Origin of the sequence: Janthinobacterium sp. PAMC25594 (assembly GCF_019443505.1) — a bacterium.
Classification (GTDB): domain Bacteria; phylum Pseudomonadota; class Gammaproteobacteria; order Burkholderiales; family Burkholderiaceae_D; genus Janthinobacterium.
In genome coordinates this window covers 958,325-976,169 of record NZ_CP080377.1, presented here as the reverse complement: position 1 = coordinate 976,169, position 17,845 = coordinate 958,325, and the positions used below count along the sequence as shown (strand labels likewise).

The following is a 17,845-nucleotide window of genomic DNA, read 5'->3' as shown; positions in this document are numbered from 1 at the left end:
GATGTTGCACTGCACGCCATCGCCAGGCACGGAGGGCGGCATGGCTGACGACAGCCACCCGCCGGAGCCGCTCGTCATCGTCGCCAGCAACGGCACCGGCGGCGACATACAGCCGTTTGTCGCGCTGGCGCAGGGCTTGCGGCAACGGGGGCGGCGCGTGCTGCTGCTGGTGCCGGCCTGGCAGGAAGCGGCGGCGCTGGCCTCAGGTGTGCCGTATCGCACCTTCGGCACGCAGGAAGAGGGGCAGGCCATGCTGGGTGACCCGGGCCTGTGGGATGAGCGCAAGGGCTGGGGCGTGGTGTGGCGCGGCCTCGTGCCGCACCTGGGCGCCGTGCGCGACGTGGTACAAGGCTTGCCGGACGGTGAAGAGTGCGTGGTGCTGTGCCACCCCTTCCTCGTGCCGATGGCCGCCCTGGCACGCTCAGTACGCCCGCACCTGCGCATCGTCGCGGCCTATCTGGCGCCATCGAACCTGTGCAGCAGCCATGATTTCCTGGCGGCCGGCTCGCTGCGCATTCCCGCCTGGGTGCCGCTGGCCTGGCGCCAGGCCCTGTGGCGGCTGCTCCACCGCGCCATGGTCGACCCGGTGCTGCTGCCCGGCCTGAACGGCGCGCGTGCGCAGTACGGACTGCCGCCCGAAGCGCATTTTTTTGCGCACATGCTGGCCGCGCCCGATGCCTCGCTGGGGCTGTTTCCCGCCTGGTTCGCCGCCCCGCAGGCGGACTGGCCGCCGCATTTCGTGCAAGCCGGTTTCGCCGGCGCCGCCACGCATGGCGCTGCGGCGCTGCCGCCGGAGCTGGAACGCTTTCTGGGCGAGGGCGAGCCGCCCATCGTCTTTACGCCTGGTACCGGCCACCAGCACGCGCAGCGCTATTTCAGCATCGCCCTGGAAGTGTTGCGGCGGCTGGGACGGCGCGGCGTGTTCCTCACGCCCCATGCGCCGCAAGTGCCGCAGCATTTGCCCCCGAACGTCATGTGGCAGGCGCACGCGCCGTTCGCGGCGCTGCTGCCGCGCGTGGCGGCCATCGCGCACCATGGCGGCATCGGCACCAGCGCGGACGCTTTCCGCGCTGGCATCCCGCAGCTGATCGTGCCGTTCGCCTACGACCAGTTCGACAATGGCTGGAGGATCAAACGGCTCGGCGTGGGGGATGTCTTGCTGGCCAGGCGTTTGTCGGCCGGGCGCATGCGGCGGCAGCTGGCGCGCCTGCTGGCCGCTCCCGAGGTTCAGCTGGCATGCGGCGAGGTGGCCCGCCGGATGCAGCAGGAACTGGAACCTGCCAGCCTGCTTGATCACGCCGAAGCGGCGCTGGCCGCCCGGACTGCTTAGGGCATGTTGTGCGGTGTATCGTCGAGGGCGATGACCCGGTCGTCCGGGCCGGGCACGCAGCCGTCGGCGATCGCATCCCAGCCCCGGTGCACCACCACCTGCTTGCCGTCGTGGCAGATTTCCACGCGCTCGCTGGCGGGCAGGCGCTGGCGCGCGAACGTTTCCAGGCTGGCCGGCAGGCTCACCGCCAGCCGCATTGTGCCGATGGCTTCGGGCGGATGGTCGTCCATGTGCACGAGGGGCACGAAGATCGATCCCAGCATCAGCCAGCGGGCGCCCACGTCGACGGCGGCGGGGTTGTAAGGCGCGGCGCGCAGCCAGTCCTGGGCGCGCCCGCGCAAATCGCCGCCTTCGGCCAGCTCGCCCCAGGCGGCGGCCAGCATTTCCACCACCCACTGGTTGCAATTCTGGTATTTCAAATTGAATGCATACGCGTTGGCGCTGTAGCGGCCCGCCAGCAATTGCTGCACGCGCACGGGGTCGAGCAGGGCGCGGCGCAGGGGCGGCACGGTTTCCGCCGGCAGTTTCACGATAGAGATGTAGCCGAGCGCGGGATTTGCCGTGCCCATGGCGAAACCGGCCGTGCCCTGGTCGAAGATGCGCGGACGGCCTTCGTCACAGGCGTAGTACAGCTGGCGCGCGGACCAGCCATTGTCATTGTCGTGGCGCCAGGCCAGCGCCGCGTGCGAGTAGCGGATGCCGAAGCGGGCCAGGTCCAGGCCGGAGCGGCTGATCAGGGCCACGCTGCCTTCGCTGGCGGCCAGTTCCTCGCGCACCACGGCGGCAAAGCGCAGCAGCCGGTCCTGTTCCGTGGCCGTGAGTTCCTGCGCGCGGTCGCAAAAGCGCGATGAGGCGAGCGAGGTGCCTGCCTGGGCTGCGGCAGCGCTGAAGATGGCGCAAACGCCCAGCAGCAGTGCCGGGCGATGCAGGAAAAAACGGATCAAAGGCTGACGGGGCGCGTGGCCATTTCGCCGTACCAGTCGTCGGCCAGCACGAGGAAGAAGGCGGCGCGCGTGTCGTTGCGCGAAAATTCGATGCCGTAGGCGCGGTTTTGCGCATGCACCACGTCGCCCTGGGCCAGTTGCTGCTTGTCGAGCGCCGCTTGCGGCAAGTCCAGCACCAGCGGCGTTGCCGTGGCGTCGGCCTGCATGGTCAGACGCGTCATGCCGTCGCGGCCCGGCAGGGCGGCCACGTCGATGATGCGGTAAGGGCCATTGGCCACCTTGTTGTCGCGCGAGGAGCTGTTGCTCGAACCGTTGAGCGAATCGGAAATGCTGCCGCTCGACTGGGAACCGGCGCTGGAGGCCGAGGAAACGAAGCTGTCGGCGTTGGCGTTGCACGCCATGGTCAAAGCTGCGGCCAGGCCGAGCATGCGTAGGGAGGTAGTCAAGGCAGTTTTCCAGTGCACATCAATGAAAGCGGGCCGGGTCCATCCCGGCCTGCGCCATGATAGCAGATCGGCCATCAGCTGAGGAGCACCTCGATCAGGCCCTTCGCTTCGGGCGACGGCTGCGTGCGTAGCACCTGCAGCACGGGATCGTGCTCCAGGTAGGCTTGCAGCGGCGCGCTGACGGTGACGCTGGCCTGCGGCAGCGGCGAGGGCACGGGCGCCAGCGCCTTGGCCAGCAGCAGGGTGTCGCGCAAGCCTTCGGGCGGCAGCATGATGGTCGAGCCGGGCAAGGCGTTGACGGCATCGGCCACGGACAGCGGCACATTCAGCTGGCGCATCAGCGCGCGGCCGATCACTTCCAGCGTGGACGCCATCTGCGTTTCCAGCTGGGCGTACAGGCCCGGGGTCTTGTCGGCCTGGGCCAGCATGTAAAAGCCGGCCACTTCATGCACGATGCCGGCGAACAGCGCCGTATCGGCATCCGTGTGCGTGACGGTGCTGGCCAGCGCATGCGCCAGCGCCGCCACGTGCACGGTGTGCGCCCACAGCTGGGTGGCGCGGGCGCGCAAGGCTTCGTCGCGGATGCCCGCATTCAGCTGGCGGATGACGGCCGCCGTCGCCAGCGCATACAGGTTGCGGTGCCCCAGCCGCTCGACGGCGGCGCGCACGCTGGTGATGGCGGGCGCCTGGCCGGGCGAGAACAGGGCCGAATTGGCCAGCGCCACGGCGCGCGCCGACAAGGTCGGTTCGCACAGCAGCAGCCGGCTGATGTCGGACGAGTGGCAATCGGGATTGGCCAATTCCTTTTGCAGCAGCAGGGCCGTATTGATGCTGGTGGGAAAGGCCAGGGTTTCCGTTTCGGCGCTGGACAGGAGTTGCGCCAGGCTGCTGAGCGTGTTGACGTGCATGGATAGGGGAGCGAGAAATGGCAATGGCCTCATATTATCAGGCAATCCGGCCCGCATGGCGTCCGGCAGCCTTTTCAGCCATGCGCCGGCCCGGGGTGCAAGCCGTTGCGCGGCGTTGCCGAGGTCGGCAATGTCAAGGCAGCAGCAATGCATGCTGGCTGGCCGTGTGGAAATCGCGCCACACGCGGTTGATGGTGCTGTCTTCGCGGGCCGCGTACAGGCCGCAATACGGGTACAAGCCATCGACGGCTGAGCGCGCCGCAGCCACCAGGGCCAGCGAGCTCGCTTGCACGGCCTGCATGGCGTTGTCGTCCAGCGCCGCGCCGCCAGCCACCGTGGCCCAGCTGTCGTCCAGCACGGCGTAAAAACGGGCGCGCGCGGCGGTGAATGCGTCTTTCTTGCCCTGCAGCATGGCGGCCACGTCCGGCACGTCGAGCAGCGGCAAGCCGGCGCGCGCATGGCGGCGGTGGCGCATGCATTCCTCGGCCAGTTGCATGAAATGCCCGGCCATGCCGGCCACGTTGGCGGCCAGGGTCACGTAGGCCAGTGAATAGAAGGGGTAGCGGTACAGGGGGCCGTCGGCCGTCGCGGCGGTCGCGTCGATGGTGAAACCGTGTTCCTTGGCAAGCCACTGGCCGTCGATGCGGTAGCTGTGCGAGGCGCTGGCGCGCATGCCGATGCTGTTCCACGAGGGCGCCAGCTGCACCAGCGCGGCGGGCACGAGGAAGGCGCGGATGCGCGGCTGGCCTTGCGCATCGAGCAGGGGCTGGCCATCGCGCCGCAGCCGGGCGTTCAGGGTGAAGTGCGTGGCCATGGGCGCGCCGCTGGCGTAGTCCCAGCTGCCCGTGATGCGGTAGCCGTCGCCTTCTTCCTCGGCATAACCGGTGGCCGCGCCGCTGCCGCCCAGGCAGACGCGCGGCGTGCCGATGATGGCGCGCGCCATGTCGGGTGCCAGAAAGCCCGCGAACCAGCCCGCGCCCGCGCACAGGGTCAGCACCCAGCCCATGCTGCCGTCGATGGCGGCCACGGCTTCTTCCAGGCGCACCACCTGCGGCAAAGGGAGCTCGGCGCCGCCCGCGCCGCGCGGCGCCAGCATGGTCAGCCAGCCGCGCCGGTGCAGCAAGGCTTGCTGGGCCGGATGCAAAAAGCGGGCGGCGTCGGCCGCCTGAGCGTGGCGCGCGATGCGCCGCGCGTCGCGTGCGGAAAGGGGGGCGAGGGTAGCGAGGGCGGCGTGCGGCATGAGTAAAGTCCGGCAATGGCGAAGGCGGGCATTTTCGCACGGCGCGGCGTGCCGGGCATAGTCAGCGCCTGTTGCGGCGCCAGTCCGGCGCCTGTAAGCTGCGGGAAAGGGGACAATATGTGCAAAATCATCAATGCGGGGAGCGCGGCGGCATTGCTGCTGTGTCTGACGGCTTGCGCCAGCGTGCCGCCACCGCCACCGGTCGTCACGGTAGGCAAGGAAGACATCACCGTGGCGGGCCAGCGCGTCCACACGGTGGAGGAGATGCTGGCCGTGCTGTCCGAGAAGAACATTGCCAGCGTTGCCTTGCGGACGGAGCCGGATGTGCCCTACGAGCGCATCGGCGTGGCGATCTATTCCATCTTTCGCGCCGGTAGACAAGTGACGGAAGTGGACCGCTCCAAGGCGCCGTGAACCCGCATGCCGCCGGTTTGCCGCAGCATGGCGCGGACCAGTGCCATTCACCAGGAGCATCGCCATGAGCGCATCGGCTGCGACGCAAACGCAGCGCTGGCAGGATGTCAGCGCCGGCCTGTCGATCGCCGGCCTGCTGCTGCCGGAAGCGGTGGCGTATGCCAGCATCGGCAACCTGGCGCCCCAGGCGGGCATCCTGGCCCTGTTCGCGGGCTTGCTCTGCTATGGCGCGCTGGGCGCGAGCCGCTTTGCCATCGTTTCGGCTACGTCGTCGTCGGCCGCCGTGCTGGCCGCAGCCATGGCTTCCATGCCGGGCGGCACGGCGGGGCACCGGCTCATGCTGGTGGCGGGGCTGGTGATACTGACGGGTGCGTTTTTCCTGCTGGCCTGGGTGGCCAGGCTGGGCAGCGTCACGCAATTCATCGCCAAGCCCGTGTTGCGCGGCTTTTCCTTCGGCCTGGCCATCGTCATCATCATCAAGCAGCTGCCCGGCGTGCTGGGCGTGCAGGCGGGCGGCGCCGTCGTGCATCTCGTGCCCGGCTTGCTGGCGCGGGCGGGACAGTGGAACTGGCGCGGCGCGGCCCTTTGCGTGGCGGCGCTGCTGTTGCTGTTCCTGCTGCGGCGCGCGCAGCGCTGGCCCGCCGGACTGATCGTCATCGCGCTGGGGATCGCCGCCGGACAGTGGCTCGACTTGTCGCGCCACGGCGTGGCCCTGGTGGGCGCCATCGATATCAGCCTGGCCATGCCGGTCCTGCCGCGCCTGACGCAGGAGGAATGGACGCGCCTGGCCGAACTGGCGTTTGCGCTGGCGCTGATCCTGTATGCCGAATCGTATGGCGCCATCCGCAGTTTTGCCTTGAAGCATGGCGATCCCGTGGCGCCCGAGCGCGACTTGCTGGCGCTGGGCGCGGCCAACGTGCTGGCGGGATTGCTGCAAGCCATGCCGGTGGGCGCCGGCTATTCGGCCACGTCGGCCAACGAGGCGGCCGGCGCCACCTCGCGCCTGGCGGGGCTGGTGGCCGCCGCCGTGGTGGGCGTCATCGTGCTGACCCTGCTGCCGCTGGTGGCGCTCACGCCCGTGCCCGTGCTGGCCGCCGTGGTCATCCACGCCGTCAGCCATACCCTGAACCCTGTTTCCTTGCAGCCCTACTTTGCCTGGCGCCGCGACCGCCTGCTGGTGCTGGCGGCGATTGCCGGCGTGCTGCTGTTCGGCGTGCTCGACGGCTTGCTGGTGGCCATCGCCATCAGCCTGCTGCTGATGCTGCGCCGCCTGTCGCGGCCGGGCATGTCCGTGCTGGGGCGGCTGGGCGAGAGCCACGACTACGTCAAGCTGGCGCTGCATCGCGAGGCGCGAGCGCAGCCGGAGCTGCTGATATTGCGCCTCGATGAACCCTTGTTCTTTGTCAATGCCGAGCGTAGCCTGCACCTGGCGCGCGCCATGCTGGAGGAGCGGGCCGGTCCGCTGCGCAAGGTGATCCTCAGCCTGGAAGAGTCGCCCGACCTCGATGGCAGCAGCGTCGAAGCCTTGCGCGACTTTGCCGCATTCGTGCGCCAGCAGGGGCTGTCCCTGGCGCTGGCGCGCCTGAAGGAGCCGGCGTACACGGTGCTGCGGCTGGCGCTGGGCGACCTGCTGGCCGTGCAAGCCGGACCGGCGCTGCTGCTCAGTGAATTGAGCGTGGCCGAGGCCGTGCATCTGCTGGAGGATGCGGCAGCGCAAAAGTAGCTGTGACTGTGCTACGCTGGCGGCCAGGCGAGGCATCTAGGGACAAGGCATGACAAGCACGAAACCGCAACTGGTCAAGGCAAGGCTGAACAAGCTGCTGCCCACGCAAATCACGGTCGGCATGGCCGAGGTGGCGCTCAAGCGCGCGCACTGGGCCAGCCTGGGCCGGAAGGCGCGGACGGCGGCGCTGGCGAATCACTGGTTTCCCAGCATCATCGGCCCGGAAGGACGCCACTACATCGTCGACCACCACCATTTCGGCCTGGCGCTGCACCAGGAAGGCGTGAAAAGCGTCAGCCTGATGATACTCAAGGATCTGTCATGGTTGGAACCGCTGCACTTCTGGCATGTGATGGACCACCACCAGTGGGTACACCCGTACGACAGCGAAGGCTTGCGCCGCGATTTTTCCGCCATCCCCCGGCACCTGAGCGGCTTGCACGATGATCCCTACCGCAGCCTGGCCGGCGAATTGCGCAGCGCAGGCGGCTACGCCAAGGATGTGACGCCCTTCAGCGAATTCCTGTGGGCCGATTTCCTGCGCAGCCGCATCGCGCCCGCCAGCCTGCGAAAGAATTTCCCCAAAGCACTGGCGCAAGCCAATAAGCTGGCGCGCAGCCAGCAGGCGCGCTATCTGCCCGGCTGGAGCGGCATCGTGCCGCCCGCCTGACGGCGCCTACAGCAGGAAGGCGCTGCCGGCCGCCAGTATGCCGGCCGCCGCCGCGCCCACGGAACCCCACAGCAGCCAGCGGCGCCGCGTCAGCACGGTGATGGCGGCCAGCGCCACGGCGATCTGGATGAGGCTCAGTGCCAGGGCCAGACGGTGGTGCGGGCGCAGCTTGGCGTCCGATTCCTCGCCCAGCTTGCGTGATTGCTCTTCCAGCTGGCGCGCGCTGGCTTGCACTTGCAGCTTGGCCTTGTCTTCCTTTGCTTGTTCGGCCAGGAAGCGGGCCTTGACTTCGGGCGCGGTGGCCAGCGCCGCCGTTGCCTCGGCGATATGCCCCTTGGTCGATTTCGCCTGGTACAAGGCCCACTGGTCGCTCGCCTGCGCCTGCAGCAGGATGCTCTCGTTCTTCAGAAACATCGCCTCGTTCTGGGCATTGCCGCTTTGATAATTGACCATCGCGCCTATCGTGGCGAGGATGGCCGTCATCAGCGCGATCTTTTGCGTCAAGCCATCGCGATCCTTTTCCGCCGCCTCTTCGACGGCGTGTTCATAAGGATTGGGCACTTCGTATTCGTCTTCCATGCTATATCTTTCGCGTAGCGGGGTGGGAAATGGCGCGATGATACCTGATCGGGCCGCAGCCTTCAGCGTGCCCGGCCGATCAGGCCATCCCACCCCGCCCGATGCGCGACGCGGGCGCGAAAGAAGTCGTTCAAAAAGAGGTGGAAGGCCGCAGTGTTCGCCGTGCGCGCTGATGCAGCACACCATCATGGCGATGCACGGCAAGTCTGAAAAGACGTGAGCCGTGCACCGCGGCGCGGGATTCAGGCGCTTTTTGCCAGGCCTTCCGCTTCCCGGGCAGCCTTGACGCTGTCGCGCCAGGATACTCTGCCCAGGAAGGCTTGCACATTGGCCAGCGCGGACAAATCCACGCCCACGTTCGGCGCCCAGCCCGTGATGACGAACAGGTAGGCGTCGGCCACGGTAAAGGTGTCGCCCGTCAGGTAGGCCTGGCCTTCCAGGCGGCTGTCCACCCACTTGAATTTCTTGCCCAGTTGCTCGATGAATAAGGCTTTGGTGGCGGCGTCGAAGCGGGGATCGAACAGGGGACTGAACGATTTGTGCAGCTCGGACGTGATGTAATTCTGCCATTCCAGCACCTTGTAGCGGGCAAAGTTGCCTACCGGCGGCAATAAATCCTGCCTGCCGGCCTGTTCGGCGATGTACTGGGCGATGACGGGGCCTTCACTCAAGGTCGTGCCATCGTCGAGCGCCAGCAGCGGCACCTGGCCTTTCGGGTTGAGTTCGTAGTAATTGCCGCCTTCCAGCGTCCGGTGCTGGCCCAGGTCGACCTTCACGAGGGTGAAGGCCGCCCCCGTTTCGCGCAGGAGGATGTGCGGTGCCTGCGAGCAGGCGCCCGGCGAGTAAAAGAGTTTCATGGCGATCCTTGAACAGGTGGGAAAGCAGCCACTATAGTCCTGCGCCGCCGCACGGTAAACGTGGGCGAGGGATGGCGCCCGATAAAACCGCCTGCGCGGGCCACGGCTACGACAGCGACCATGTCGTTGACGGTGGTTTGCGCCATGTTGTCACCTTTCAGTCATGCGTCGCGCTGCATTTTGCTGGTATTCTGCAAGTACCTCCCTGCCATATGGCCGGACTATCGCCTGATGAAAATATTTCTTTACTTGCTACTGGGTTTTGCCTTGGCCAGCGTCATCGCATGGGGCGCCTTGTTGCTGTGGGGCGCCCTGGTGTTGCAGCTGTCGCCCGGCGACAGCTATTGGGACCGCACACCGTACGGGGCCGATATTTTCATTGCCTGCTGGCTATTCCTCGCCATCGGGGCGGCCATCCTGGCGGCTCGGCTAGGCCGTTGACCCTGGTTTCATACAATTCATTAGCGCACCCTGTGCAGCGCCATGCTGGCCTTGCTGCTGGTGCTGTCATGCCGCCGGCGCGGCTGACCACTCGCGCAGCAATTGCCCGAACGCGTCGGCCGCCGCCGTGCTGCCAGCGGCGCGCCAGACGAGCTGGAACTGGGCGGCGGGCAGGGCGGGCAAGCCATGCTGGTCATCGACGATGACCATGCCCGGCTCCAGGTCGCCCTGTGGCAGGGCCGTGATGGCCAGCCCGGCCAGCACGGCCGCGCGCAAGCCCTGCTGGCTGGGCGAGGTGAACGCCACGCGCCAGTCGAGACCGGCGCCGTCGAGGGCAGTGACGCCCACTTGCCGGTGCATGCACGGTGCCGGTGAAAACGCCAGCGGCAGCGGCAGCGCGCCGTCGTGGCGGAAATCGTGCGCGGCCGCCCAGACGAAGCGCGTGCGGCGCAGCACGGCGGCGTCATCCTGGTCGCCAGCCAGGGCCATGACGACGGCCAGGTCCAGCGCATCGGCGGCGACGAGTTTCTGTAAGTCAAGATAGGTGCCCACCGTCACATCGAGGCGCACGGCGGGAAACAGGTGCGCGAACTGCGCCAGCAGGGCGGGCAGGCGCGCGCCCATGAAATTTTCCGGCACGCCAAAGCGCACGGCGCCCGCGATCGAGGAACGCTGGAAACGCCGCGACAGGGCATCCTGGGCCGCCAGGATCTGCCGCGCGTGGCGCAGAAAATCCTCGCCATCTTCCGTCAGGCGCAGGCTGCGCGTCGTGCGCAGCAGCAGCGCGGCGCCCGCCTGTTCTTCCAGCCGGCGGATCTGGTGGCTGATGGCGGACTGGCTCAGGTGCAGCCGTTCGGCGGCGCGGTTAAAGCCGCCCGTGTCCGCTACGGCGACCAGGGCGCGCAGCAGGGCGGTATCGAAGTCCATGAAGCTCCCGTGATTCATGATGAAAATGAATGAATTATACAAAATTTTATCATTTCCCTCATGAGTCGAGGCTTTCTAGAATGGCGGCTCGCAGTGCGCCGTCTCCACGCGCGCTCCATGACTACCGACATCAAGGCTTCGATGCTACCGACTACTTCGCAACAAAATACCCTGACCCTGGCCGCCGTGTGTCTGGCCTCGCTCATGTTCGGCCTGGAAATTTCCAGCGTGCCCGTGATCCTGCCCACCCTGGAAACGCTGCTGCATGGTGACTTCAAGGATTTGCAATGGATCATGAACGCCTACACCCTGGCGTGCACCACCGTGCTGATGGCCACGGGCACCCTGGCTGACCGCTATGGCCGCAAGCGTTTGCTGCTGGCCAGCCTGGCGCTGTTCGGCCTCAGCTCGCTCGCATGCGGCTGGGCCGGCAGCACGGCCGTGTTGATCGCCGCGCGCACGCTGCAGGGCGCGGCCGGCGGCGCCATGCTGATTTGCCAGGTGGCCGTGCTGTCGCAGCAATTCCCGGCCGGCGCCGCGCGGGGCCGGGCGTTCGGCGCCTGGGGCATCGTGTTTGGCCTGGGCCTGGGCTTCGGCCCCATCATCGGCGCGGCCATCGTCGCACTATCGAGCTGGCAATGGGTATTTCTCGTGCACGGGCCGCTGGCTGTCGTCGCGCTGCTGCTGGCGGGCCTGGGCGTGACGGAATCGCGCGATCCGCAGCGGCGCAAGCTGGACGTGGCCGGCATCGCCACCCTGTCGCTGGCCGTGTTCAGCCTGGCGTGGTGCATCACGCAGGGGCCGGCGCTGGGTGTCACGGATCCGCGCAGCGTGGCCAGCCTGGCCGTGGCGCTGCTCAGCCTGATGCTGTTTGCCGTCATCGAACGGCGCCAGCCTGAACCGATGGTCGATTTCAGCGTATTTCGCCTCCGCCGTTTCTCGGGCGCGCTGCTCGGTTCGGCGGGCATGAACTGCAGTTTCTGGCCGCTCATGATTTATCTGCCCCTGTACGTGCAGCATGGCCTCGGCTACAGCAGCCTGGGCACGGGCCTGACCCTGCTGGCCTACACCTTGCCCACCTTGCTCATGCCGCCGCTGGCCGAGCGGCTGACGCTGCGCTACCGGGCCGATGCGGTCATTCCCGCCGGCATGCTGGCCATCGGCGCAGGTTTTTTGCTGATGCTGTGGGGCAGCCGTGCCGAAACTGCCAGCTGGCTGACCATCCTGCCCGGCTGCCTGCTGGCCGGCACGGGCCTCGGGCTGACCAACACGCCCGTCACCAACACGACGACGGCCGCCGTGCCCGGTGAGCGGGCGGGCATGGCGTCGAGCATCGACATCAGCGCGCGCATGATCAGCCTGTCCATCAATATCGCGTTGATGGGCTTTATTCTCGTCGACGCCATCCAGTCCGCCTTGCGGCCCCATTTGCCTGGCGGACTGGACGCGGCCACCTTGCGCGCCATGGCCGAAGATTTGTCGGCAGGCAAGGGCGCCGGCGCGTTGCCGGCCGGCGTGGCGAAGCTGGCGCTGGCGCAAGGCTTTGGCGCCGTGATGCTGTATGGCGGCGTCGCCGCCTGCCTGTTCGCCGTGGCCAGCTGGCTGGTGTTTGGCGCCGGGAGGACGAGCGCGCCAAGGGACGGGGAGGCTATAATCGGGTCACGTTGACAAGTGTTGCTCAACGTCATTACGAGGCCGCCCATGCATAAACTGATTTCCGAACTCACCCGCCTGTACCTGTTCGAGGAACAGCAGCACTACGTCGATGCGCAGGGCGGCACGCAGCCTTTGATGCCGGCCGTGCTGGCGCGCCACCTGGCGGGCGAGCAGACGGTGGTGGTGCAGCTGGTGAGCGAACGCGGCCTGGCGCGCGCGCTGGTGCTGGAGTTTGGCGGCAAGGGTGGCGGCGAGGCGCACTGGAGCGCGCTGTGCACGATCGCCAATGCCGTGCAGCATGAGCTGGACTTGCCGGCGCCCGCCGTCAGCATCTCGGGCACGGCGTTCCAGCTGTGGCTGTCGCTGGCCACGCCCGTGCCCGTCGCCCAGGCGCGCCAGTTCGTGCAGCTGTTGCGTTCCACCTTTTTACCCGCTTCGACCGATATCCTCGCCGTCGCGCCGCCCGCTTACGTGGAACAGGTGGCGCTGCCGCCATGCCTGCAGCCATCGGGCAAGTGGGCCGCCTTCATCCACCCCAGCATGGGCGCCGCCTTCGTCGACGAGCCGGGCCTGGACATGCCGCCGCCGCCGGTCGCCCAGCTGGGCTTCCTGGAAAGCTTGCGCAGCATCAACCCGGCCCAGTTTGCGCAGGCGCTGGCGAAATTGCAGGGACATGCGGGGCTGGCTGTCGCCGTGCCCGCTCCTGTCGTCGCCGCATTGCCAGCGGCAACGTCCGCCACTGCGCCGGGCTTGCTGCTGCAGGACGCCACGCTGGAAGACATCGTGCGCTGGTTGCATGCGCGCAATATCGAGCCGACTTTGCGGCACAGGTTGCCGTAGCGGGAGCGCTCTTCGTCCTTGGCCTTGCTGGTGTGACAATGTATGCATTTTTCTTATCGGCAATTTGTTATCCTCTACGGCCGCTCTGGCCCCATGTCTGCAATGAAAAACCAGGTCGAGCATTGCGTTAACTTAAATTCAGGAAGCCATCCATGCACTTGCCAGCCGACACAAACGCACCCCGGGACTTTGACTTCATCATCGGCGATTGGCTAGTCAAACATCGCCGGCTCAATTCCAGATTCACCAATTGCAAGGAATGGACGGAGTTTGACGGGCTCTCGTCGACCGTCAAGACGCTGGGTGGCTTTGGAAACCTGGAGGACAACGTTCTCTACTTCCCGGAAGGCAGCTTCCGTGCCCTTGCACTGCGCTCGTTTTGTATGAAATCCGACACCTGGTCGATCTGGTGGCTCGATGCACGCAAGCCGACGACGCTCGATGTCCCTGTCGTTGGAAAATTCTCCAATCACATCGGCGTATTCTTTGCAGATGACCTACTAGATGGCCAGGCAATAAAAGTGCGCTTTACCTGGAGTGCCACACCTGGGGAAAATCCCCGTTGGGATCAGGCTTTTTCCAAGGACCAGGGAAGAACATGGGAAACGAACTGGACCATGGATTTCGTGCGCGCCGCACAGGAAATGGCACCCCTTCAGCCTTGAAGACTGCGGCGGCCAACGACGGCAAGCAGCCAGGAGCAGTCGTTGAAGCGAAACCTGAGTAACTAAAATCAATAATAAAAATTATGGAATATGAAATACAACTTCAGTTGGGACAGAAAATTTCCCGCATGTCTCTCTTTTTTCTCGTTAATTTTCTTTGGCTTCGCCTTTGCTCCTGAAGTTGTGCCGGCTCATGTAAGGTTTTTTTCCTTGGCGCTATCGGCACTATTTTCTTGCGTAGGGAGCAATAAATCTGCCTTGATTTCACCGGCAAAGAGCTTGCAATGGAAGTTCATGCCACCGATACCACGAGCCTTGTTTCTCGCTTTTTTTCAGTTGCTGGCATTGTCGACTGTGATGATGTTCTTGGATGTTTAAATTGCCACGAGTTAACCAGACACTGCTGAACTGCTCATAAACTATGACTGGTCGCTTGCATGCGTTTGTCACCGAGATGATTGTTCACCCCGAATTTCAACATCAAGGAATCGGAGCCGCTTTACTCAGCTCAATTCTTGGCGATTGTCGTGCCGCTGGCATTGCAGATATCCAGCTTTTCAGCGCCAAAGGCAAGTCGATATTCTACGAAAAACTTGGATTTTCCTCGCGACCGGAAGATGCGCCTGGCATGCAATTCAATGCAGTCACCTGACCAGTCGTTCAAGCCACCCCTCTATCTCTGGATGGCGTGCCGTCTGTGGCGCAGGCGTCCATGGCGGCGTCCCATGTCAGCGGCATCCTGACGTCAAGCCGCCATTTCCCTTGCCAAGGTCAACACCAGTTCCTCCGCCCCCATTTCCCGCGCCAGCGGCGCGCCCTGGCCGGCCCATTGCGCGGCAAATTCGCTGTCGCCGTGCTGGCTTGCCAGCGCGTTCAATTGTTTTGCTGCATCGTAGGCGACGGGGTAGTCGGCCGGCGGCGGGCTGCCTGGCGCTTCGCCGTGCTCGATCAGACGGTTCACCATGCCGCGCGCCAGGCGGCCCGAGAGGACGCTGGTCAGGCGGGTGCTGGCGGCCCGTTCGCTTTTCAGGTTGGCACGGTAGCCCGCGTTGGCCGACGATTCCGGGCACAGCACGAACGCCGTGCCCAGCTGGGCGGCCGCAGCGCCCAGGTCCAGCGCGGCGCGGATGCCTGCTCCATCCATGATGCCGCCGGCGGCGATCAGGGGGAGCGTTGTGCGACCAGCCAGCAGGCGCAGCAGCACCGATGTGCTGTGGCGCTCGTCCGGCGCTTGCGGGTCGAAGACGCCCCGGTGTCCGCCTGCTTCCACGCCTTGCGCCACGATGGCGTCGACCCCGGCCTGTTCGATCATGGCCGCCTCGCGCAGATTGGTGGCCGTGGCCATCGTGTAGATGCCGGCCTGGCGCAGGGCGGCAATTTGCTGCTGCGTCGGCAAGCCGAAATGAAAGCTGGCGACGGCGGGGCGCTGTTCCAGCAGCAGGGCAAACGCTGCCTCATTGCCGAGAAAGGTTGGATATATCTCGTCGAGCTGCGCTGGCACGGCCGCGCCCAGCTGCGCAAACAGGGGCGCCAGATGGGCCAGCCAGGCCGCTTCGCGCCGCGCATCCCTTGCCGCCGGGGCATGGCAAAACACATTGATATTGAAGGGGCGGTCCGTCAGCGCGCGCGTATCCATGATCATCTGGCGCGCCTGCGCCACCGTGCCGGCGCCGATGCCCAGCGAACCGAGGCCGCCCGCATGCGAAACGGCGGCCGCCATGCGCGGCGTGGAGACGCCCGCCATCGGCGCCTGGATGATGGGGTGCTGCAAGCCGAGACGGTCGAGGAAGCGCTGGGACGTGCTCATGATGTTTCCTTCACCAAGTTGAGGATGCCATATTTTGTTCTTATTTTGAGAATATAATAGCATGATAATTCTTAAATAGAGAACATGATGGACATGGAATCCCTGACGATTTTTTGTGCCGTGGCCAGTGAGCTGAGCGTCACGCAGGCCGCGGCGCGGCTGGGCCGCGCGCCGTCCAGCGTCACCACGCGCGTCCAGCAACTGGAAGCCGATATCGGCGCGGAGCTGTTCGTGCGCACGAATAAACGCATGGCCCTGACGGCGGCGGGCGAGCGCTTTCTCGAATATGCGCAGCGTTTGCTGGCGCTGGCGGAAGAGGCCAGGCATGTCGTCACGGGCGGGCGAGAAGGGGGCACCTTGCGCGTGGGCAGCATGGAAAGCACGGCGGCCAGCCGCTTGCCGGCGCTGCTGGCCGGGTATCACGCCCGCTATCCGGACACGCGCCTGGCGCTGAGCACGGGGCCGTCGCGCCCCCTGATCGAGCAGGTGCGCACGGGTTTGCTCGACTGCGCTTTCGTGGCCTTGCCGCCAGCCTTCGGCGGCGCCGCCGCGCTGGATGAGCTTGGCCTGGCATCGACCGCCGTGTGGCGCGAGGAACTGTGCTTGCTGCTGCCGGCCAGCGAAGCGCAGGCGCGCCGCGCCGTGGACGTACGCACGCGCTCGCTGGCGGCGTTTCCGCAAGGCTGCACCTACCGCGGCATCGCCGAAGAGGTGCTGGGCGTGGCCGGCAGCACGCAGTGGCGCGTGCAGGAACTGACTTCGTATCACACCATGATCGCCTGCGTGGCGGCCGGCGCCTGCGTGACCCTGCTGCCGGCCAGCGTGCTGGCGCTGTCAGACGCGCCAGCCACCCTGAAAACACTTTCTGTTGGGCAAGCCGACACCTTGCTGGTGTGGCGCACCGGGTTCGGTGTGCCCGCGTTCCAGCATTTGCTGGTGCAGATAAGTAATCCCCAATAAATAAGAGCTTACTCGGACTGGATCTGAGCCGTGACATCGCGGCCTTGCCAGCAATGCCCTGATGCGGCCGGTGCCAGTTGTAATGATGGTTCCATTTCTGAGCATGTGAGCAGATTCCAGCGAGTTGTTATAAATGAAGCCGTAAGCCCATTCACGCGTTTTCGTGGGTTTCAACAGGATAGAGTTCGGTGAAGGCGATACGCATCCGGTCTTGTCCATGAAAGCGCACAGCAACCCCTACGCTAAAACTTGCGTGTCACCAGCTGTGTTTATCGGCCCGGCCGGTCGAGCGGCGCGGTGATTAATTGAGCACATGGTAATGGTCCGATATGCAGCGCTTCTTCAAGTCCATGCAGGCAGACCTCTCGAAAATGATGCTTTAATGTAACGAGTAGCAAAATATATATATGCATGACGATGCATACTAAATTATTATTATTAACAGCAGTTAATTTACTGGTTTATCAAATGACCTTGTAAGTTAGTAGTTAATAAATAAATAATAATATCCCGCGTCGTGCATTATACTAAGGAGAGCAAGTTGAAATCATTCGTCAGGAATCGTGTTTCTAGCGTCGCACTGGTCTCCGGTGTGCTTGCGGCAGCCTGGAGCCCCGCCAGTTTCGCCTGCTCCGATACGCCGGTGCTGGCGAGTATTTGCGTCATGGCGGTACCGTTCACGTTTGGTCCTTTTAATCGCCAGTTTATTCTCGCTGCCGGGCAGGATTTGTCGATTAATAGCTATACGGCGCTGTACTCCCTGATCGGTACCACTTACGGCCAAACCAATAATACGACCTTCAAGCTGCCCGACCTGCGCGGCAAGTTCGTGATCGGCGCCGGCGGCAGTTACAGCACAGGCGCTACAGGCGGAAAAGACGCCATCACCCTGACGACAGCCCAGTTGCCGCCGCATTTGTTCACCGTGACCGCGCTTCCGGTTGCCATGGGCGCGGTGACCGTCTCCACGACATTGCCTACGCTGAGCGCCACGGTCAATATCGCCAGCAGCGTCGCGACCGGCACGGTGTCGGGTCTGAAATTGAACGTGGTCAATAGCGGCGGCGGTGTCGCGACTCCATCGGGTAACTATCTCGGCAAGAGCGGTAATGCTATCGCCAATATCTATTCCGCGGCGACGCCGGATGCAACCCTCAATGCCGCTGCCATCAGCGGTGGCGATGTGTCGGTGACGGTCCCGGCCAGTTCCACAACCGTGACCTTGCCGGGCTCAACCGTGGCCGGAGCCGTGGGCGGCACCGCGACCGTCAGCGGCAACACCAATGTCGTCGGGCAAGCCACGCCGATTGATATCAGGCCGCCGTATATCGCATTGACGTATTACATCGCGGCGCAAAATGGCCTGTATCCGAGCCGCGACTAAGTAATGCTGATGCTGTGTTGATCGCGGCAATGAGGCGCACCTGCAGCGCCGCAT

At 65.3% G+C, this 17,845-nt stretch carries 19 protein-coding genes; 11 read left to right on the top strand and 8 right to left on the bottom strand.

The window, feature by feature from the left end; translation table 11 throughout:
• Window positions 1-40 precede the first annotated feature (40 nt).
• The gene (locus KY494_RS04200) at window positions 41-1,330 is read left to right on the top strand and encodes a glycosyltransferase (protein ID WP_219890023.1); all 1,290 of its coding nucleotides are present in this window, start codon (window positions 41-43) and stop codon (window positions 1,328-1,330) included.
• On the opposite strand, the gene KY494_RS04195 is transcribed toward KY494_RS04200, so the two are convergent.
• The 4 genes from KY494_RS04195 to KY494_RS04180 form a co-directional block, all read right to left on the bottom strand.
• Window positions 1,327-2,274, bottom strand: coding sequence for a DUF2145 domain-containing protein (locus KY494_RS04195; protein ID WP_258194658.1), 948 nt, complete (start codon window positions 2,272-2,274; stop codon window positions 1,327-1,329). The two genes, KY494_RS04200 and KY494_RS04195, sit on opposite strands and share 4 nt — an antisense overlap.
• Window positions 2,271-2,702, bottom strand: a complete 432-nt coding sequence (locus KY494_RS04190) for a hypothetical protein (protein WP_099764075.1) — start codon at window positions 2,700-2,702, stop codon at window positions 2,271-2,273. The genes KY494_RS04195 and KY494_RS04190 overlap by 4 nt, the downstream gene beginning before the upstream one ends.
• A gap of 92 nt (window positions 2,703-2,794) precedes the next feature.
• Complete coding sequence (locus KY494_RS04185) at window positions 2,795-3,661, bottom strand: HDOD domain-containing protein (protein ID WP_258194657.1); 867 nt, start codon at window positions 3,659-3,661, stop codon at window positions 2,795-2,797.
• A 100-nt stretch (window positions 3,662-3,761) separates the two neighbouring features.
• Window positions 3,762-4,868, bottom strand: coding sequence for an acyl-CoA dehydrogenase (locus KY494_RS04180; protein ID WP_219890022.1), 1,107 nt, complete (start codon window positions 4,866-4,868; stop codon window positions 3,762-3,764).
• A gap of 117 nt (window positions 4,869-4,985) precedes the next feature.
• Here KY494_RS04180 and KY494_RS04175 point away from each other — a divergent pair, with 117 nt between their 5' ends.
• The 3 genes from KY494_RS04175 to KY494_RS04165 all read left to right on the top strand — a co-directional run bounded on the left by KY494_RS04175 (window position 4,986) and on the right by KY494_RS04165 (window position 7,675).
• Window positions 4,986-5,282, top strand: coding sequence for a hypothetical protein (locus tag KY494_RS04175; RefSeq protein ID WP_219137115.1), 297 nt, complete (start codon window positions 4,986-4,988; stop codon window positions 5,280-5,282).
• Window positions 5,283-5,346: 64 nt separating this feature from the next.
• Window positions 5,347-7,005, top strand: a complete 1,659-nt coding sequence (locus KY494_RS04170) for a SulP family inorganic anion transporter (RefSeq protein WP_219890021.1) — start codon at window positions 5,347-5,349, stop codon at window positions 7,003-7,005.
• A 49-nt stretch (window positions 7,006-7,054) separates the two neighbouring features.
• Window positions 7,055-7,675: a ParB-like protein gene (locus KY494_RS04165; protein ID WP_219890020.1), complete on the top strand. Its 621-nt coding sequence runs from the start codon at window positions 7,055-7,057 to the stop codon at window positions 7,673-7,675.
• Window positions 7,676-7,681: 6 nt separating this feature from the next.
• Here the strand turns inward: KY494_RS04165 and KY494_RS04160 are convergent, their stop codons facing one another.
• Window positions 7,682-8,254, bottom strand: a complete 573-nt coding sequence (locus KY494_RS04160; protein ID WP_219137112.1) for a DUF4337 domain-containing protein — start codon at window positions 8,252-8,254, stop codon at window positions 7,682-7,684.
• A 242-nt stretch (window positions 8,255-8,496) separates the two neighbouring features.
• Window positions 8,497-9,111 (bottom strand): glutathione transferase GstA, encoded by a 615-nt coding sequence (gene gstA, locus KY494_RS04155; RefSeq protein ID WP_219890019.1) that lies wholly within the window; start codon window positions 9,109-9,111, stop codon window positions 8,497-8,499.
• A gap of 231 nt (window positions 9,112-9,342) precedes the next feature.
• On the opposite strand from gstA, the gene KY494_RS04150 reads away from it, so the two are divergent.
• Window positions 9,343-9,552, top strand: coding sequence for a hypothetical protein (locus tag KY494_RS04150; RefSeq protein ID WP_219890018.1), 210 nt, complete (start codon window positions 9,343-9,345; stop codon window positions 9,550-9,552).
• A gap of 66 nt (window positions 9,553-9,618) precedes the next feature.
• On the opposite strand, the gene KY494_RS04145 is transcribed toward KY494_RS04150, so the two are convergent.
• The gene (locus KY494_RS04145; RefSeq protein ID WP_219890017.1) at window positions 9,619-10,479 is read right to left on the bottom strand and encodes a LysR substrate-binding domain-containing protein; all 861 of its coding nucleotides are present in this window, start codon (window positions 10,477-10,479) and stop codon (window positions 9,619-9,621) included.
• Between the two features lie 117 nt (window positions 10,480-10,596).
• On the opposite strand from KY494_RS04145, the gene KY494_RS04140 reads away from it, so the two are divergent.
• The 4 genes from KY494_RS04140 to KY494_RS04125 all read left to right on the top strand — a co-directional run bounded on the left by KY494_RS04140 (window position 10,597) and on the right by KY494_RS04125 (window position 14,292).
• Complete coding sequence (locus tag KY494_RS04140) at window positions 10,597-12,147, top strand: MFS transporter (RefSeq protein ID WP_258194656.1); 1,551 nt, start codon at window positions 10,597-10,599, stop codon at window positions 12,145-12,147.
• A gap of 33 nt (window positions 12,148-12,180) precedes the next feature.
• Complete coding sequence (locus KY494_RS04135) at window positions 12,181-12,975, top strand: hypothetical protein (RefSeq protein ID WP_219890016.1); 795 nt, start codon at window positions 12,181-12,183, stop codon at window positions 12,973-12,975.
• 152 nt (window positions 12,976-13,127) lie between these two features.
• Complete coding sequence (locus KY494_RS04130; protein ID WP_219890015.1) at window positions 13,128-13,640, top strand: DUF1579 domain-containing protein; 513 nt, start codon at window positions 13,128-13,130, stop codon at window positions 13,638-13,640.
• Between the two features lie 421 nt (window positions 13,641-14,061).
• A complete protein-coding gene (locus tag KY494_RS04125) occupies window positions 14,062-14,292 on the top strand; it encodes a GNAT family N-acetyltransferase (protein ID WP_219890014.1) in 231 nt (76 codons plus the stop codon).
• Window positions 14,293-14,385: 93 nt separating this feature from the next.
• On the opposite strand, the gene KY494_RS04120 is transcribed toward KY494_RS04125, so the two are convergent.
• The gene (locus KY494_RS04120) at window positions 14,386-15,447 is read right to left on the bottom strand and encodes a nitronate monooxygenase family protein (protein WP_219890013.1); all 1,062 of its coding nucleotides are present in this window, start codon (window positions 15,445-15,447) and stop codon (window positions 14,386-14,388) included.
• 87 nt (window positions 15,448-15,534) lie between these two features.
• Here KY494_RS04120 and KY494_RS04115 point away from each other — a divergent pair, with 87 nt between their 5' ends.
• Both KY494_RS04115 and KY494_RS04110 read left to right on the top strand, forming a co-directional pair.
• Window positions 15,535-16,407 (top strand): LysR family transcriptional regulator, encoded by an 873-nt coding sequence (locus KY494_RS04115; protein ID WP_219891475.1) that lies wholly within the window; start codon window positions 15,535-15,537, stop codon window positions 16,405-16,407.
• Window positions 16,408-16,948: 541 nt separating this feature from the next.
• Entirely contained in the window at window positions 16,949-17,791 is an 843-nt protein-coding gene (locus KY494_RS04110; protein ID WP_258194655.1) for a phage tail protein, read from the top strand.
• The last annotated feature ends 54 nt before the right edge of the window (window positions 17,792-17,845 follow it).

Excerpts from the sequence above, each read along its gene's own strand:
- KY494_RS04200 (WP_219890023.1), top strand. The coding sequence starts at position 41 with ATGGCTGACGACAGCCACCCGCCGGAGCCGCTCGTCATCGTCGCCAGC.
- KY494_RS04190 (WP_099764075.1), bottom strand. The coding sequence starts at position 2,702 with ATGCTCGGCCTGGCCGCAGCTTTGACCATGGCGTGCAACGCCAACGCC.
- KY494_RS04185 (WP_258194657.1), bottom strand. The coding sequence starts at position 3,661 with ATGAGGCCATTGCCATTTCTCGCTCCCCTATCCATGCACGTCAACACG.
- KY494_RS04180 (WP_219890022.1), bottom strand. The coding sequence starts at position 4,868 with ATGCCGCACGCCGCCCTCGCTACCCTCGCCCCCCTTTCCGCACGCGAC.
- KY494_RS04175 (WP_219137115.1), top strand. The coding sequence starts at position 4,986 with ATGTGCAAAATCATCAATGCGGGGAGCGCGGCGGCATTGCTGCTGTGT.
- KY494_RS04170 (WP_219890021.1), top strand. The coding sequence starts at position 5,347 with ATGAGCGCATCGGCTGCGACGCAAACGCAGCGCTGGCAGGATGTCAGC.
- KY494_RS04165 (WP_219890020.1), top strand. The coding sequence starts at position 7,055 with ATGACAAGCACGAAACCGCAACTGGTCAAGGCAAGGCTGAACAAGCTG.
- KY494_RS04160 (WP_219137112.1), bottom strand. The coding sequence starts at position 8,254 with ATGGAAGACGAATACGAAGTGCCCAATCCTTATGAACACGCCGTCGAA.
- gstA (WP_219890019.1), bottom strand. The coding sequence starts at position 9,111 with ATGAAACTCTTTTACTCGCCGGGCGCCTGCTCGCAGGCACCGCACATC.
- KY494_RS04150 (WP_219890018.1), top strand. The coding sequence starts at position 9,343 with ATGAAAATATTTCTTTACTTGCTACTGGGTTTTGCCTTGGCCAGCGTC.
- KY494_RS04145 (WP_219890017.1), bottom strand. The coding sequence starts at position 10,479 with ATGGACTTCGATACCGCCCTGCTGCGCGCCCTGGTCGCCGTAGCGGAC.
- KY494_RS04140 (WP_258194656.1), top strand. The coding sequence starts at position 10,597 with ATGACTACCGACATCAAGGCTTCGATGCTACCGACTACTTCGCAACAA.
- KY494_RS04135 (WP_219890016.1), top strand. The coding sequence starts at position 12,181 with ATGCATAAACTGATTTCCGAACTCACCCGCCTGTACCTGTTCGAGGAA.
- KY494_RS04130 (WP_219890015.1), top strand. The coding sequence starts at position 13,128 with ATGCACTTGCCAGCCGACACAAACGCACCCCGGGACTTTGACTTCATC.
- KY494_RS04125 (WP_219890014.1), top strand. The coding sequence starts at position 14,062 with ATGACTGGTCGCTTGCATGCGTTTGTCACCGAGATGATTGTTCACCCC.
- KY494_RS04120 (WP_219890013.1), bottom strand. The coding sequence starts at position 15,447 with ATGAGCACGTCCCAGCGCTTCCTCGACCGTCTCGGCTTGCAGCACCCC.
- KY494_RS04115 (WP_219891475.1), top strand. The coding sequence starts at position 15,535 with ATGGACATGGAATCCCTGACGATTTTTTGTGCCGTGGCCAGTGAGCTG.